13 protein-coding genes and 1 pseudogene are annotated in these 14,396 nt (G+C 76.1%); 8 read left to right on the top strand and 6 right to left on the bottom strand.

Going from position 1 to position 14,396, the window contains the following annotated elements; all coding sequences use genetic code 11:
- The first annotated feature begins 125 nt into the window (after positions 1-125).
- From WDV86_RS01460 to fbaA, 3 genes are all read left to right on the top strand, one after another.
- Positions 126-269 carry a GPGG-motif small membrane protein gene (locus WDV86_RS01460; RefSeq protein ID WP_339565808.1) on the top strand — a complete coding sequence of 48 codons (144 nt, stop codon included), beginning with the start codon at positions 126-128 and terminating at the stop codon, positions 267-269.
- A gap of 20 nt (positions 270-289) precedes the next feature.
- A complete protein-coding gene (locus tag WDV86_RS01455; protein ID WP_445262899.1) occupies positions 290-979 on the top strand; it encodes a TrmH family RNA methyltransferase in 690 nt (229 codons plus the stop codon).
- Positions 980-1,131: 152 nt separating this feature from the next.
- Entirely contained in the window at positions 1,132-2,163 is a 1,032-nt protein-coding gene (gene fbaA, locus WDV86_RS01450) for a class II fructose-bisphosphate aldolase (protein ID WP_339565806.1), read from the top strand.
- A gap of 206 nt (positions 2,164-2,369) precedes the next feature.
- Here fbaA and WDV86_RS01445 read toward each other — a convergent pair whose 3' ends face one another.
- The gene (locus WDV86_RS01445) at positions 2,370-2,801 is read right to left on the bottom strand and encodes an STAS domain-containing protein (protein ID WP_339565805.1); all 432 of its coding nucleotides are present in this window, start codon (positions 2,799-2,801) and stop codon (positions 2,370-2,372) included.
- A gap of 81 nt (positions 2,802-2,882) precedes the next feature.
- Here WDV86_RS01445 and WDV86_RS01440 point away from each other — a divergent pair, with 81 nt between their 5' ends.
- On the top strand, positions 2,883-5,039 hold the full coding sequence (locus WDV86_RS01440) for an ATP-binding SpoIIE family protein phosphatase (protein ID WP_339565804.1): 2,157 nt from the start codon (positions 2,883-2,885) through the stop codon (positions 5,037-5,039).
- A 49-nt stretch (positions 5,040-5,088) separates the two neighbouring features.
- Here the strand turns inward: WDV86_RS01440 and WDV86_RS01435 are convergent, their stop codons facing one another.
- A complete protein-coding gene (locus tag WDV86_RS01435) occupies positions 5,089-5,445 on the bottom strand; it encodes an STAS domain-containing protein (protein WP_339565803.1) in 357 nt (118 codons plus the stop codon).
- A 102-nt stretch (positions 5,446-5,547) separates the two neighbouring features.
- Between WDV86_RS01435 and WDV86_RS01430 the strand changes: the two genes are divergently transcribed.
- Positions 5,548-5,997 carry a DUF3151 domain-containing protein gene (locus WDV86_RS01430; RefSeq protein ID WP_339565802.1) on the top strand — a complete coding sequence of 150 codons (450 nt, stop codon included), beginning with the start codon at positions 5,548-5,550 and terminating at the stop codon, positions 5,995-5,997.
- A gap of 52 nt (positions 5,998-6,049) precedes the next feature.
- Here the strand turns inward: WDV86_RS01430 and WDV86_RS01425 are convergent, their stop codons facing one another.
- Positions 6,050-7,462, bottom strand: coding sequence for a glycoside hydrolase family 32 protein (locus tag WDV86_RS01425; protein ID WP_339565801.1), 1,413 nt, complete (start codon positions 7,460-7,462; stop codon positions 6,050-6,052).
- A gap of 155 nt (positions 7,463-7,617) precedes the next feature.
- Here WDV86_RS01425 and WDV86_RS01420 point away from each other — a divergent pair, with 155 nt between their 5' ends.
- The 3 genes from WDV86_RS01420 (at position 7,618) to WDV86_RS01410 (ending at position 11,323) form a co-directional block, all read left to right on the top strand.
- Complete coding sequence (locus WDV86_RS01420) at positions 7,618-8,904, top strand: adenylosuccinate synthase (protein WP_339565800.1); 1,287 nt, start codon at positions 7,618-7,620, stop codon at positions 8,902-8,904.
- Positions 8,905-9,104: 200 nt separating this feature from the next.
- Positions 9,105-10,352, top strand: a complete 1,248-nt coding sequence (gene ilvA / locus WDV86_RS01415; protein WP_445262898.1) for a threonine ammonia-lyase IlvA — start codon at positions 9,105-9,107, stop codon at positions 10,350-10,352.
- 350 nt (positions 10,353-10,702) lie between these two features.
- On the top strand, positions 10,703-11,323 hold the full coding sequence (locus WDV86_RS01410) for an AMIN-like domain-containing (lipo)protein (RefSeq protein WP_339565799.1): 621 nt from the start codon (positions 10,703-10,705) through the stop codon (positions 11,321-11,323).
- Here the strand turns inward: WDV86_RS01410 and WDV86_RS01405 are convergent.
- The 3 genes and pseudogenes from WDV86_RS01405 to WDV86_RS01395 all read right to left on the bottom strand — a co-directional run.
- Positions 11,288-12,472, bottom strand: a complete 1,185-nt coding sequence (locus WDV86_RS01405; RefSeq protein WP_339565798.1) for a glycerate kinase family protein — start codon at positions 12,470-12,472, stop codon at positions 11,288-11,290. The two genes, WDV86_RS01410 and WDV86_RS01405, sit on opposite strands and share 36 nt — an antisense overlap.
- Positions 12,473-12,534: 62 nt before the next feature.
- The gene (locus WDV86_RS01400; protein ID WP_339565797.1) at positions 12,535-14,031 is read right to left on the bottom strand and encodes a mannitol dehydrogenase family protein; all 1,497 of its coding nucleotides are present in this window, start codon (positions 14,029-14,031) and stop codon (positions 12,535-12,537) included.
- Between the two features lie 59 nt (positions 14,032-14,090).
- Positions 14,091-14,327: pseudogene (locus WDV86_RS01395) on the bottom strand (carbohydrate ABC transporter permease); the annotation flags it as partial.
- Positions 14,328-14,396: the final 69 nt, after the last annotated feature.

The following is a 14,396-nucleotide window of genomic DNA, read 5'->3' as shown; positions in this document are numbered from 1 at the left end:
CTCCCCGGGGCTGCGCACCAGACGACCTGGCCGTCGCCGCGCGCGTGGTGGAGATCACGCCTACCGTCGACGCGCCGCCGACGGCGGTCAGGAAGCTCCCAGCCATCACCACGGAAGGTCTCACCATGGCAACCCTGCTCTGGATCCTCGGCGTCGTCCTCATCGTCGCCGGTGTCTTCGCCCTCATCCGCAAGCAGATCCTCTGGGGCGTCGTCCTCATCGTCGTCGGCCTGGTCGTCGGCCCGGGCCTCGGCATCGGACTCGGCTAGCCAGCCCGCCGGTGGGCTGTCTGCCTGCTGAGGCAGGGCCGGGCCCCGACGACCCCGTCGAGGACGACGGGCACGTCGTCGGGGTCGGGCCCTGGCCGGGCGGCCCCTCGGCCTGGCCGGCCGACGAGCGGTACGACCCCGAGCTGCTCGCCCGCGGCGACCGCCGCAACGTGGTGGACCGCTACCGCTACTGGCGCGTCGAGGCGGTGCGCGCCGACCTGGACGCATCACGCGCCGGCGTCCACGTCGCCGTGGAGAACTGGGCGCACGACCTGAACATCGGGTCGGTCGCCCGCAGCGCGAACGCCGTCAACGCCGCCGGCTTCCACGTCGTCGGGAACCGCCGCTGGAACCGCCGCGGCGCGATGGTCACCGACCGGTACCTGCACGTGCACCACCACGCCGACGTGGCCGCGCTCGTGGCCTGGGCGGAGCAGCAGGGCCTGCCCGTGCTCGGCGTGGACAACACGGCCGGGTCGGTGCCGCTGGAGACCTACGACCTGCCCGAGAGCGTCGTCCTGCTGCTCGGCCAGGAGAGCCGGGGGCTCACCGACGAGGCTCTCGCCGCGTGCGACGCCGTGCTCGCCATCCACCAGGCCGGCTCGACCCGGTCGGTCAACGCCGGCGCCGCGGCCGCCGTCGCCCTGCACGCCTGGGTGCGTCGGCACGTCTTCGGCCAGGTGCCGGGAGCGCCGTCGGGCACGGTCTGAGGCGTCCCGCCGGCTGTGACCGACACGACGGGTGGCCGGCGGCCCCGCCGTGGAAGGATCGGGCCGCAGACAGGCCAGACGCCGCCCGGACCCGCTGACGGGGCCGGGCGGGCCGCCCGGCGGGAGCGCCCGCCACGTCCGAGGAGACGCCCATGCCCATCGCCAGCCCCGAGGTCTACGCGCAGATGCTGCAGCGCGCGAAGGAGCAGTCCTTCGCCTACCCGGCGATCAACGTCACGAGCAGCCAGACGCTCAACGCCGCCATCAAGGGCTTCGCCGACGCCGGCAGCGACGGCATCGTCCAGGTCAGCACCGGCGGCGCGGAGTACGCCTCCGGCCAGGGCGTGAAGGACATGGTCGCGGGCGCGAGCGCGATGGCCGAGTTCGCCCACGTCGTCGCCGCGCGGTACGACGTCAACATCGCGCTGCACACCGACCACTGCCCCAAGGACAAGCTCGACACCTTCGTCCGGCCGCTGCTCGCCCTCAGCCAGGAGCGGGTGGACCGCGGGCAGGAGCCGCTGTTCCAGTCGCACATGTGGGACGGCTCGGCAGTCCTGCTCGACGAGAACCTCGCCATCGGCGCCGAGCTCCTCGAGAAGGCCGCCGCCGCCAAGATCGTCCTGGAGGTCGAGATCGGCGTCGTCGGCGGCGAGGAGGACGGTGTCGCCAACGAGATCAACGAGCACCTCTACACGACCGAGGGTGACGCGCTCGCGACCGCCGAGGCGCTGGGCCTAGGGGAGAGGGGCGTCTACATGGCCGCCCTGACCTTCGGCAACGTCCACGGCGTCTACAAGCCGGGCAACGTCAAGCTGCGGCCGGAGATCCTCGCCCAGGCGCAGAAGGCGGTCGCCGAGAAGCACCAGCCGGACGGCGACGACAAGCCCTTCCTGCTCGTCTTCCACGGCGGCTCGGGCTCGCTGCCCGAGGAGATCTCGGCGGCGGTCGACCACGGCGTCGTCAAGATGAACATCGACACCGACACCCAGTACGCCTTCACCCGTCCGGTCGCCGACCACATGCTGCGCAACTACGACGGCGTGCTCAAGGTCGACGGCGAGGTCGGCAACAAGAAGACCTACGACCCGCGCGTGTGGGGCAAGGCCGCCGAGGCCGGGCTGACCGCCCGCGTCGTCGAGGCCTGCGAGGGCCTGCGCAGCGCCGGGACGTCGCTGCGCTGACCTCGCGGTCGGCCCCGCGGCGCCCCGAGCGGGAGCCGCGACCGGTCGAAGGGCCCTCCTGCCGTCGAGCAGGTGGGCCCTTCGCCGTGTCCGGGCTGGCGACGTCGAGGTGGCCGAGGACGTCGAGGTGACAGGGGACGTCGAGGTGACGGGGGGGGTCGCCCCAGGCGCGGCCGGCGACGGCGCCGACGGGCGGCCGTCAGCGCTCAGGCGGCCTGGTCGGGCCCGTCGTCGTCGCCCTGCGGCACCGTGTCGTCGACCCCCGGGTCGTCGTCGACGACGTCGAGCAGGTCGTTGATCGAGGTGACCTCGATGAGGAACTTGACGACGTCCGGCGGGCGGATCAGCACCAGCCGGGTGTGCGAGCGGGAGGCCAGGCGGGCGAGGAAGGCGACTCCCGTGGAGTCCATGAAGGTGACGTGCTGGGCGTCGACCTCGACGGGGCGCCGGGCGTCCTCGGCGTCGGCGGCGGCCTCGACGAGATCGGGGCTGAGCAGCGCGTCGATCTCCCCGGACAGGACGATCCGCGTCTTCTCCTGCCCCATGATCACGTGCACCGACCCGGCGTCGGCCGTGTCGTCACCGGCCGTCGCCACCCCGCTCCGGGGCGGTGCCCCGGTGTTACCGTCGCCCGACATCACTACCCTCCGACCCACCCTCCGCTCGTGCCGCAGGCCCCGCCGCGGAACGACGGTCACGCTAGACGATCGGAGCCGCGCGTGGTCGACCCGGTGGTGCGGCAGGGCCCGCCCCCCGCCCCGTCCGGCGACGCCACGGCCCCAGACGTCGCCGAGCTGGCAGCGGTCGCCGCCCGGGCCACGGACGTCCCGGTGTTCGTCAGCGACCCGCGCCAGGACGGCGCGCCGGTCGTGTGGGCGAACGAGGCCTTCACCCGGGCCGCCGGCTGGTCCCCGCAGGAGGGGGCGGGTGACCTCACCCGGCAGCGGCTGGAGGACCAGGTCGGCGACCCGCAGGCCCTCGCCGAGGTCCACCGTCGCCTCGAGGCCGGAGAGCCGGCCCGCGTGCTCCTGGAGACCCTCGACCGGGACGGCGCCCCGCAGTGGCGGGAGCTGAGCGTCACGCCCGTCCGGGACGAGGCCGGTGACGTCCGCCACCACGTCGGCGTGCAGGTGGACGTCACGGCGAGGGTCCTCGCCGAGCGGGCCGCCGAGACCGCGCGCGCCCGGCTCGCCGTGCTGGCCGACGTCGGGGAGGCCGTCGCCGTCCTCGACGTGCCGCACGCGGCGAGCCGGCTGGTCGAGGTGCTGGCGCGGACCTGGCCGTGGGCGGCCTTCGTCCTCGTCCGCGGCGACGTGCGGCTGGCCGCCGTCTCGGGCGCGCAGCCCCCCTCCGTGCGGCCGCTGCCGCTGCCCCGCGGGGACGCGGCGGCGCGCGACCCTCTCGCGGCGCAGGTGCTCGGGCGGCGGCCCGCACCCGTGGCGGTGCGCCTGGAGAGCCCGGTCGACGCGCCGACCGACCCCGCCGAGGCCGGCGCGACCCCGGTCGGGGCGTGGCTGGCCGGTGCCCTCGACGCCGCCGGGCTCGGCCGCCCGGACGACGGGGGCCGGCTTGCCGTCGTCGTGCCGGTGCCCGGCCGTGACGGCGTCCTGGCCCTCCTGGTCCTCGGTGCCGTCGACCCGGAGGGCGCCACGGGCCCCGGCGCGGCAGGTGGCCACGGGGACGCCCGGCACGTCGGGGCCGACCTCGACCTGGTGGTCGAGGTCGCCCGCCGCACGGGCCTCTCGCTCGCGGCGGCCGACCTGCACGAGCAGCAGCGGCTGCTCGCCGAGACGCTGCAGCGCTCGATGCTCCCCGAGCTGCCGTCCGTCCCCGGGCTCGACATCTGGTCCTACTACGCCCCCGGCGGTGAGCACGCCCAGGTCGGCGGCGACTGGTTCGACGTCATGCAGCCCGGCGGCGAGGGCTCCGGCGTCGTCGGTGTCGTGGTGGGCGACGTCGTCGGGCACGACGTCGAGGCGGCGGCCGCCATGGGCCAGCTGCGCTCGGTCGTGCGGGCGTCGGCGCACGAGCAGGAGGAGCCCGGGACCGTCCTCGCCCGCGTCGACCAGCTCGTGACGGGGATGCGGGTGCGTCGCTCGGCGAGCCTCGTCTACGCCCGGCTCGAGGAGCTGGACGACGGCACCTGGGAGATGGCGTGGTCGCGCGCGGGCGCCCTGCCGCCCGTGCTCGTGCAGGCCGGCCGCGCCGCGCCGCTGGAGGGAGGCGCCGGCGTCCTCGTCGGCGTCGGGGACAGGCCGCGCCCCACGGAGACTCTCGAGCTGGGCCCTGGGGACGTCGTCGCCTTCTGCACGGACGGCCTCGTGAGCCGCCGCTCGCGCTCGCTGCGGGAGGGGGTCGACGCCCTCGTCGCGGCCTGCGGGCAGGTGGCGGGCACCGACGCGGCCGGGACGGGCGAGCACCTGATCGACGTCCTCGGGGACGCCCCCGAGGACGACCTCGCGGTCGTCGTGGTGCGCGTGCCCTCAGCCGTGACGCCGAGGCCCGGGCCCCGGCGACGCCGCTGGCAGCTGCCCGGCGAGGCCTCGTCGGTGGCCCGGGCCCGACGGCGCGTGGCGGCCGCGGGGGTGCTCTGGGGGCTCCCGTCGACGTCGCACGCCGAGCTGGTCGTCTCCGAGCTCGTCGCCAACGCCGTGCTGCACGGCTGGGGCTCGGTGGGCCTGCGGCTGGCGCAGGAGGAGGGCGCCCTGCTCGTCGAGGTCGACGACTCCAACCCCGCGCCGCCCGGCGTCGTGCTCGAGCGGCGCGAGGGACCCGGCGGCTACGGGCTGCACGTCGTCCAACGGCTCTCGGACTGGGGGTGGCGGCACGGCCGCTCGGGCAAGACGGTCTGGGCGCGGGTGCCCGTCGGGGGGTAGGCGTGGTGACGCCGCCTCTGGCCTCGTCCCGCGCGGGACGAGGCCGGTGTCAGCCCCTCGACCTCGCCCAGGGGCTCGCTGAGTGCTCGGGCTCGCAGCGGTGGCCCTCGTCGACCCGGAACATGCCGAGCGCGCCGCACACCTCGAGCACGTAGAGCGTGCGGTCGTCGCCGCCGCGCAGGGACGTCACGCCGCCGCGACGGCTGGTGACGTCGGCGAGGGAGATGAGGAAGGCCGCGCCCGTCGAGTCGAGGAACGTCGTCTCGCAGAGGTCGACGACGAGCAGCTGGCGGCGCAGGCCGCTGACGCGGGCGACGAGCTCGGGGAACTCGCCGCGCGCCGAGAGGTCCAGGTCCCCCGAGACGACGAGCACCGCCGTCGTGGGGGTGGTGGACAGCTCGATCACACCTCCACGCTCGCACGCCCGCTCGGACGGCGCCCGTCCGAGGCCCCTCCCGCACCCGCCCGAGCGACGGGGTCGTGCGGGCGCTGGGCCACACTGGCGCCCATGAGCCTGCCGACCCCTCCCGCCCGTGACGGCCGCGACCTGCTCGGGGGACCGCCGGCGACCCGGCTCTCCGGCGAGCTGGAGGAGCCCGCAGCGGCGGCTCTGGAGCGCGGCCAGCACCCCGCCGAGGTCGCGGCCGCCGCGCCGGCCGCGAGCCTGCCGTGGGCTGTCCTCGCCGAGGACGCCCTGGCCGACGGCGAGGTGGTCGCGGCCTACGCCTACGCCCGCACCGGGTACCACCGCGGCCTCGACGCGCTGCGCCGCGCCGGCTGGCGCGGGGCCGGCCCCGTGCCCTACGACCACGTGCCGAACCGCGGCTTCCTGCGGGCGCTCGCGGCGCTCGCCCGGGCCACCGCCGCCGTCGGCGAGCAGGACGAGGCCGAGCGCTGCGCGACCTTCCTCGCCGACTGCGACCCCGCCGCGTCCGCCGAGCTGCTGCCGCCGGCCTGACGACGTCGTCGCCCCGCATCTCGTCGTCGTCCGTGACGACGAGGCCCCGGCCTCACGACGGCAGACTTAGGCGCCAGGCCCGCAGGGCGGAGCGGACGCCGCCGCCGGCGGCGTCCACCCGGAGCACCCAGGCGTCGTCGTCGCGCGGGTAGGCCCTCGTCGTCGCGGCGGGGACCTCGCCGTCCGTGGGGAAGACCTCGACGAGGCTGCCGTCGACGAGCAGCCGCCAGCCGCCGGACGGCAGGTCGACGACGTGCTCGTCGCGTCCGTCCGCACCCACCAGCCGCAGCTGCCCGGCCCCGTCGCCGACGGCCTCGACCGCTGGCTCGACCAGGGGCGCCGTCGGGTCCAGGGCCTCGCGGCGCAGGCCCAGCAGCTCACGCGCCGGGACGGTGACGAGGCGGTCACCGCGCACCCGCAGCTCCCGCGGGGACGTGAGCACCCCCGCCCAGCCCGCCTCCCGCAGCTGCGCGTCCGTGCGCCCCAGCTCCCAGGACCAGCCCCACATGAGCGTCCGACCGGGCTCGGCCGGGCCGGACCCGTCAGCCGCGGGCTCGACCGGTGGGGCCTTCACCTGCGGCGCCTCGACCAGCAGCTGCGGTGCGTAGAACGCCGGCCCACGGTCGACGGCGCCACCTGCGACGGGCACGAAGCGCAGGTGCCGGCCGTCCCCCTCCTCCTCGGCGGGCACGAGGTCGCCGACGAGCGCGCACGCGCCGGCCAGCTCCCCGGCGCCGTCGAGCAGGCTCGCGCCCTCGGGCAGCACCCACCGGGACAGCACGAGCACCCAGCGGCCGTCCACGCGCGCGAGGTCGGGGCACTCCCAGATGTCGGCGGCGGCGTGCTCGGCCGCCACCGGGTCCTCGCTCGTCAGCAGCGGGCCGAGCAGCTCCCACCGGCGCAGGTCGGTGGCGTCGTAGAGGAGGACCTGCGCCGGCCCACCGCGCCGCCCCGCGCCCTGCACCGCGTACCGGCGTCCCGCGTGCGTCAGCACGAAGGGGTCGCGCACGTCGGTGACGGCGTGCTCGAGATCGCCCGGCGCGGGCATCCCCGCCGCCGGTCGCTCGACCGGCGACCACGCCCGCATCGTCCGGTCGCTCGTGGCGAGCAGCACCGACGTGGCGCCCGACCGGTCGAGGACGCCGACGCCGCTGTACACGGCCGTCGGGACCCCGTCGTCGTCGACGACGCAGCCGCTCCAGCACCCGGCGGCGTCCGCGCCGCCCGGACGCGGTCGCAGGGCCACAGGCTCGTCGGTCCACCGCAGGAGGTCGGGCGAGCTGGCGTGGCCCCAGGTGATGGCGTCGTGGACGGGGGAGTGGGGGTTGTGCTGGAAGAAGACGTGGTACCTGCCGTCCACGCGGGCCAGCCCGTTGGGGTCGTTGACCCATCCCTGCTGGGGCCGGACGTGGAGCCTCGGGAAGGTCCGCGCCGCGGCCCGACGGGCGTCCTCGCTCGCGCTCACCCGAGCAGTCTCCCGGCCACGGGCGGCGCTGCGCGGGCGGCGCGGACGTCGCGCCGTCGACGTGGGCGGTAGCCTCCCCACCCGGCTGTGCCGGGCTCCTGGGCGCGCCGCCACCGTGACCGACGACCGGCCGCCGGAAGAGAAGGTGCAACCCGATGCCCGCCATCGTGCTCGTCGGAGCCCAGTGGGGTGACGAGGGGAAGGGCAAGGCCACCGACCAGCTCGGTGATCGCCTCGACTACGTCGTGAAGTTCAACGGCGGCAACAACGCGGGGCACACCGTCGTCGTCGACGGCCAGAAGTACGCCCTGCACCTGCTGCCCAGCGGCATCCTCACGCCCGGCGTGACGCCCGTCATCGGCAACGGCGTCGTCGTCGACCTCGCGGTGCTCTTCGAGGAGGTCGACGCGCTCGAGGCGAGGGGCGTCGACGCGGGCAAGCTCGTCGTCAGCTCCAGCGCCCACCTCATCCCGCCCTACAACCGCACGCTGGACCGGGTGACCGAGCGGTTCCTCGGCAAGCGCAAGATCGGGACGACGGGCCGCGGCATCGGGCCGACCTACGCGGACAAGATGTCGCGCGTGGGCGTGCGGGTCCAGGACGTCTTCGACGAGAGCATCCTGCGCCAGAAGGTCGAGGCGGCCCTGGAGCTCAAGAACCACGTGCTCGTCAAGGTCTACAACCGGCGCGCGGTCGAGGCCGACGAGGTCGTCCAGGAGCTGCTCGGCTACGCCGACCGGCTGCGCCCGATGGTGGCCGACACGGGGCTGCTGCTGCACGAGGCGCTCGACCGCGGGGAGACGGTCCTGCTGGAGGCCGGCCAGGCGACCATGCTCGACGTCGACCACGGCACCTACCCGTTCGTGACGTCGTCGAGCGCGACGTCGGGCGGCGCCTGCACCGGCTCCGGCATCCCGCCGACCCGGGTCTCGCGGGTGGTCGCCGTCGTCAAGGCGTACACGACGCGCGTCGGGGAGGGGCCCTTCCCCACCGAGCTGCACGGCGCCGAGGGCGACGCGCTGCGCGAGGCCGGTGCCGAGTTCGGGACGACGACGGGTCGCCCCCGGCGGTGCGGCTGGTACGACGCGCCGGTCGCCCGCTACGCGGCCCGCGTCAACGGCGTCACCGACTTCGTGCTCACCAAGCTCGACGTCCTCGGCGGCCTCGAGCGCATCCCGGTGTGCACCGGATACGAGGTCGAGGGCCGCCACCTCGACGAGCTGCCGGCCACGCAGACCGACCTGCACCACGCCCGTCCCGTGCTCACCGAGCTGGAGGGCTGGCAGGAGGACATCTCCGGCGCCCGGACGTGGGAGGAGCTGCCGCCCGCGGCGCAGCGCTACGTCGAGGCGCTGGAGGAGATGTCGGGGGCGCGGATCTCGGTCATCGGGGTGGGGCCCGGGCGCGAGGAGTCCGTCGTCCGGCACGACCTGCTGGGCTGAGGCGCACCCACGGGGCGGACGGTGCGGGGTCGCGGCGACCACGCGCGCCTAGCATCCCGGCGGACGACGACGACGTCGACGCCGCACCAGGAGCACCAGGGCACGAGCAGGAGGCACCCATCGACACCCGCCTGAGCACGGCGCAGGACCGGACGACGGCCGTCCCCGACTCCTCGCGCGCGAGCGGGCCGGCCGCCGACCTGCCGCCCGTCACCGCCGCGAGCGTCGAGGAGGCCGCGCGCCGGCTCGACGGCGTCGTCGCGCGGACGCCGCTGCACCGCTCCGAGCGGCTGTCGCAGCGGACCGGGGCGCAGGTGCACCTCAAGCGCGAGGACCTGCAGGCCGTCCGTTCCTACAAGGTGCGGGGCGCCTACAACCTGCTCGCCCAGCTGGCACCGGAGGAGCTGGCCCGCGGCGTCGTCTGCGCCAGCGCGGGCAACCACGGGCAGGGCGTGGCGGCGGCGTGCCGCCAGCTCGGCGTCCGGGGGCGCGTCGTCGTCCCGCGCACGACGCCCCGCCAGAAGCGGGAGCGCATCGCGGCGCTCGGCGGCTCCTCGGTCGAGGTCGTCGTCGTGGGCGACGTCTACGACGACGCCGTCACCGCGACGCGCGAGGAGGCCGAGCGCAGCGGCGCCGTCGTCGTCCCGGCCTTCGACGACCCGCGGACCGTGGCCGGGCAGGGGACGGTCGCGTGCGAGGTCGTCGAGCAGCTGGGCCGGGCGCCCGACGTCGTGGTCGTGCCCGTCGGGGGCGGCGGTCTGCTGGCCGGCATGGGCACGTGGCTGCGTGAGCGCCACCCGGGGACCCGGCTCGTCGGCGTCGAGCCCGCGGGCGCGGCGTCGATGGCCGCGGCCCTCGCGGCCGGACGACCGGTGCCGCTCGTGGACGTCGACACCTTCGTCGACGGCGCCGCCGTGCGGACGGCCGGCCACGTGACGACGCCGCTGGTGCAGGCGGCCGGCGCCGGGCTCGTCGCCGTTCCGGAGGGGCAGATCTGCACCGAGATGCTCGCGCTGTACCAGACCGACGGGATCATCGCCGAGCCCGCGGGCGCGCTCGCGTCGTCGGCGCTCGGCCGGCAGGTGCTCCTCGAGCCGGGGCAGGACGTCGTCTGCGTGCTCTCCGGCGGCAACAACGACGTCAGCCGGTACGCCGACGTCCTCGAGCGCTCGCTCGTCCACGAGGGCCTCAAGCACTACTTCCTCGTGCAGTTCGCGCAGGAGCCCGGGGCGCTGCGACGCTTCCTGGACGAGGTGCTCGGCCCGGACGACGACATCACGCGCTTCGAGTACGTCAAGCGCAACAGCCGCGAGACGGGTCCGGCGCTCATCGGCGTCGAGGTCGCCCGCCCGGAGGACCTCTCACCCCTGCTCGGTCGGATGGCCGAGACGGGCCTCGACGTCGAGCGCCTCGAGCCGGGCAGCCCCGCCTTCCAGTACCTCCTCTGACCGAGCGCGAGTGCGTGGCCGAGCCCCGCGTCTCCGCTCCTCCCGAGCCCGAGCTCCTGCCCCCTCCCCGAGCCACCCGCCCGCCCTGGGTCGCCGTCCCCTCGCGACGTGTGACCTTGTCGCGCTCTCGCGAGACGCCTTCTGCGCGTCCAGGTCACACGTCGGGGGTGGGGGGCGCGTCCAGGTCACACGTCGCGGGGGTGGGGGCGCCGGGACGTCGCGCGGGAGGGGCGGAGCAGGGCCAGGCCGTTGGGCCGGGCGGGTGAAAGCCCTGCGGTGGTGACGGCGCGTCACTACAGTCCGGCTCCCGGCATGTCGACGACGACGCGCCGCACGGTGGAGGAGCGGTCATGGGGTCAGCGGCGGTGCTGGTGCAGGGGTCGACCTCGCCGGACGGGCGACGGGCCCGCCGGGGACGACGCAGAGGCGCCCCCGTCCTCACCGCGCTCGCCGTCGCGGCCGGTGCGGTGGTGAGCCCCTCGGTCGTCGGGCCAGCCGCCGCCGCTCAGGCGGCGACCTGCCGCGCGGTGTGGGGCTCGACGCCGGAGGGCGCCCCCGGGCTGGCGGACGGCGAGGTCACGGGCGTCCGCTCTGGCCGGCACGCCTGCTTCGACCGTGTGGTGGTCGACGTCGCCGGCCCGGTCGGCGGCCATCACGTGCGCTACGTCGACGCCGTCACCCAGGACGGCAGCGGCGCGCGCGTGCCGCTGCGGGGCGGTGCGCGGCTGCTCCTCGTCGTCGGCGCCCCCGCGCACGACGACGACTTCCGCCCGACCTACGCCCCCGCCGACGCCCGCGAGCTCGTCGACGTCCGCGGCGCCTCGACGCTCCGCCAGGTCGCCCTCGCGGGCAGCTTCGAGGGCCAGACGACAGTGGGTGTCGGCGTCCGCGCGCGGCTGCCGTTCCGCTCCTTCGTCCTCACCGACGGCACGACCTCACGCCTCGTGCTGGACGTCGCGCACCGCTGGTGAGCCTCCGGCGCGGCTCACGAGGCGCGTGACCCGCTCGGCGACGTCGGCGAGCAGCCGAGCGGCGTCGCGCTGCAGGTCGACCAGCTCGGAGGGCCCCGGCGCGATGCTGAAGGCGGCGTCGACGCCCGCCTCGGCCAGCCGGGCCGGCGAGATCGCCACGCGACCGGCGAGCACGACGACGGCCGCTGCCGCGCAGGCGCTCTCCTCCCGCACCGCCCGGGCGACGCCGTCGACGACCTTGCCCTGCACCGACTGGTCGTCGCAGGAGCCCTCGCCGGTCAGCACGAGGTCCGCGCCCCGCGACAGCTGCTGCGGCAGACCGGCCTCCGCCAGCACGAGCGGGGCGCCGGCCTCCAGCCCCGCGTCGAGGACGGCGACGAGCGCGGCCGGCGCGCCGCCCGCCGCCCCGACGCCGGGCAGGCCGGTGACGTCGACCCCCGTGGTCTCCTGCAGGACGGCCGCCCATCGCGCCAGGCACGCGTCGAGGACCTCGACGTCCCGCGTGCCCGCGCCCTTCTGCGGCCCGTAGACGGCGGCGGCGCCCCCCGGCCCCAGCAGCGGGTTGGTGACGTCGCACGCCAGGCGCCAGCGCACCTCGCCGGCCCGGGGGTGCAGGCCCGAGAGGTCCAGCCGGGCCAGCCGGGCCAGCGCCCCACCACCGGGCGGCAGGTCCTGCCCGTCCGCGTCGAGCAGCCGGGCGCCGAGGCCGACGAGCAGCCCCGCGCCGCCGTCCGTCGTCGCGCTGCCGCCGAGGCAGAGGAGCACCTCGCGGGCGCCCGCGTCGAGCGCGGCCGCGAGCAGCGCGCCCGTACCCAGCGTCGAGGCCTCCCGCGCTCGCAGCGGGACGTCCTGCACCCCGGGAAGCCCGCTCGCGGACGCGATCTCGACCACCGCGCGAGCCCCGTCGGCGGAGCGCCCCCACGTCGCCGCGCACGGGCGGCCGAGGGCGTCGGTGGTCGTGAGAGTCCGCAGCGACGTGCCCCATGCGTCGGCGAGGCACTCGGCCGTCCCCTCGCCGCCGTCCGCGACGGGCACGACGACGACGTCGGCGTCGGGCACCGCCGCCCGCACGCCGGCCGCCGCGGCCTCACCGGCCTCACGGGTGCTGAGCGAGCCCTTGAAGGAGTCCACGGCCACGACGACGCGCACGGCGGGCAGGCTAGCGACCGGACGACCGCCGCGGCGCCAGCGGCCCCCACGCCCTCACCGGGTCACCCGCGGGAGGCGCCCATGTGGTCCTCGAGGGTCGCGCGGGCACCCTTGGCGTGCAGGGAGGCCAGGGCCGCCCGGTAGGGCGTGGTGAAGGCCTCCTGCTCGGCGAGGTCGCCGAAGAGGTCGGTGTCCCGCAGGAAGGCGAGGTCGTCCCCCTCCAGCTGGGCCCGGGCCGCGGCGACCCGCTCCTGCGCGCCGGCGTCGACGACGTCGACCGGCTCGCCCTGCTCGTCCACGCCCTCGGCGTACCGCGCCCAGGCGGCGACGACGAGAGCGGCGTGCCCGACCGGGCCGCCGCTCGCGAGGTTGTCGCGGACCACGGGCAGCAGCCACGTGGGGATGCGGTTGCTGCTGTCGGCGCACAGCCGCGCCAGGGTGTCGCGGACCTCCGGGTTGGCGAAGCGCTCGACGAGCCCGGGTTTGTAGGCGTCGAGGTCGACGCCGGGCACGGGCTGCAGCGTCGGCGTCGCCTCCTCGTCCATGTAGGCGAGCAGGAAGTCGGCGAAGAGCGGGTCGGAGCACACCTCGTGCGCGTACCGGTAGCCCGAGAGGTAGCCGAGGTAGCACAGCGCCTGGTGGCTGGCGTTGAGCAGGCGCAGCTTCATGCGCTCGTAGGGGTGGACGTCGTCGACGACCTGGACGCCGACGTCCTCGTACGGCGGGCGGCCGGCGACGAAACGGTCCTCCAGCACCCACTGGGTGAAGGGCTCGCAGACGACCGGCCAGGCGTCCTGCACCCCGAAGCGCTCGGCGACCGCCGCGCGGTCGTCGTCGGTCGTGACGGGCGTGATGCGGTCGACCATCGAGCTGGGGAAGGGCACCTCCGCCTCGACCCAGTCCGCGAGGTCCCCGCCCGTGCGCTCCTCCCGCGCGCGGGCGTAGGCCGTGATCATCCGGTGCGCGACGTCGCCGTTGCCCTGGATGTTGTCGCAGGACATCACCGTGAACGGCCCGGTGCCCTGCTCCCGGCGACGGCGCAGCGCCTCGGTGATGAAGCCGAAGGTCGTCGTCGGCGCGGTGTCGCCGGCGAGGTCGGCCTGCAGCCGCGGGTCCCTGGTGTCCAGCTCCCCGGTGACCGGGTGCACGTGGTACCCGCCCTCGGTGACGGTGAGGGAGACGATGCGGGTGGCCGGGTCCGCCATCCGCGCCAGCACCGCCTCCGGGTCCGCCGGGGCGAAGAGGTACTCCACGACCGAGCCGACGACCCGCGGCTCGTAGGTGCCGTCGGCGTGCTTGAGCACGAGCGTGTAGAGGCAGTCCTGGGCCGCCATGGTCTCGGCCATCTTCTCGTCGGCCGGCAGGACGCCGACGCCGCAGATGCCCCAGTCCAGCGCCGTGCCCGCGCCCAGCAGACGGTCCAGGTACATCGCCTGGTGGGCGCGGTGGAAGCCGCCGACGCCGAAGTGCACGATCCCCGGCGTCACCGCGCCGCGGTCGTAGGTCGGGACCGGCAAGGAGTCCAGCGACGGCAGCGTCGAGGACGAGAGGGGGGTCATGGGGGTGCCTCTCGGGGTCGTGGTCGGGCGGCGCGCCGGGGCTGGCGTCGGGTCGAGGCCTACTTGACGGCGCCGAGGGACAGGCCCTGGACCAGCTTGTCCTGGGCGGCGAAGCCGGCCGCCAGCACGGGCAGCGAGACGATGGTGGCGGCGGCGCACACCTGGGCGAGGAACAGGCCCTGGCTGGTGACGAAGCTCGTGAGGAACACGGGTGCGGTGCCCGCCACGACCGCCGTCAGGGAGCGGGCCAGCAGCAGCTCCTGCCAGCTGAAGATGAAGCAGATCAGGGCCGTGGCNTGTCCTGGGCGGCGAAGCCGGCCGCCAGCACGGGCAGCGAGACGATGGTGGCGGCGGCGCACACCTGG

Origin of the sequence: Pseudokineococcus sp. 1T1Z-3, from assembly GCF_037482365.1 — a bacterium.
GTDB lineage: Bacteria > Actinomycetota > Actinomycetes > Actinomycetales > Quadrisphaeraceae > Pseudokineococcus.
Note: the sequence above shows the minus strand (reverse complement) of the source record. Positions and strands in the feature narration are given on the sequence as shown.

Excerpts from the sequence above, each read along its gene's own strand:
- WDV86_RS01420 (WP_339565800.1), top strand. The coding sequence starts at position 7,618 with ATGCCCGCCATCGTGCTCGTCGGAGCCCAGTGGGGTGACGAGGGGAAG.
- WDV86_RS01410 (WP_339565799.1), top strand. The coding sequence starts at position 10,703 with ATGGGGTCAGCGGCGGTGCTGGTGCAGGGGTCGACCTCGCCGGACGGG.
- WDV86_RS01445 (WP_339565805.1), bottom strand. The coding sequence starts at position 2,801 with ATGTCGGGCGACGGTAACACCGGGGCACCGCCCCGGAGCGGGGTGGCG.
- WDV86_RS01430 (WP_339565802.1), top strand. The coding sequence starts at position 5,548 with ATGAGCCTGCCGACCCCTCCCGCCCGTGACGGCCGCGACCTGCTCGGG.
- WDV86_RS01400 (WP_339565797.1), bottom strand. The coding sequence starts at position 14,031 with ATGACCCCCCTCTCGTCCTCGACGCTGCCGTCGCTGGACTCCTTGCCG.
- WDV86_RS01460 (WP_339565808.1), top strand. The coding sequence starts at position 126 with ATGGCAACCCTGCTCTGGATCCTCGGCGTCGTCCTCATCGTCGCCGGT.
- fbaA (WP_339565806.1), top strand. The coding sequence starts at position 1,132 with ATGCCCATCGCCAGCCCCGAGGTCTACGCGCAGATGCTGCAGCGCGCG.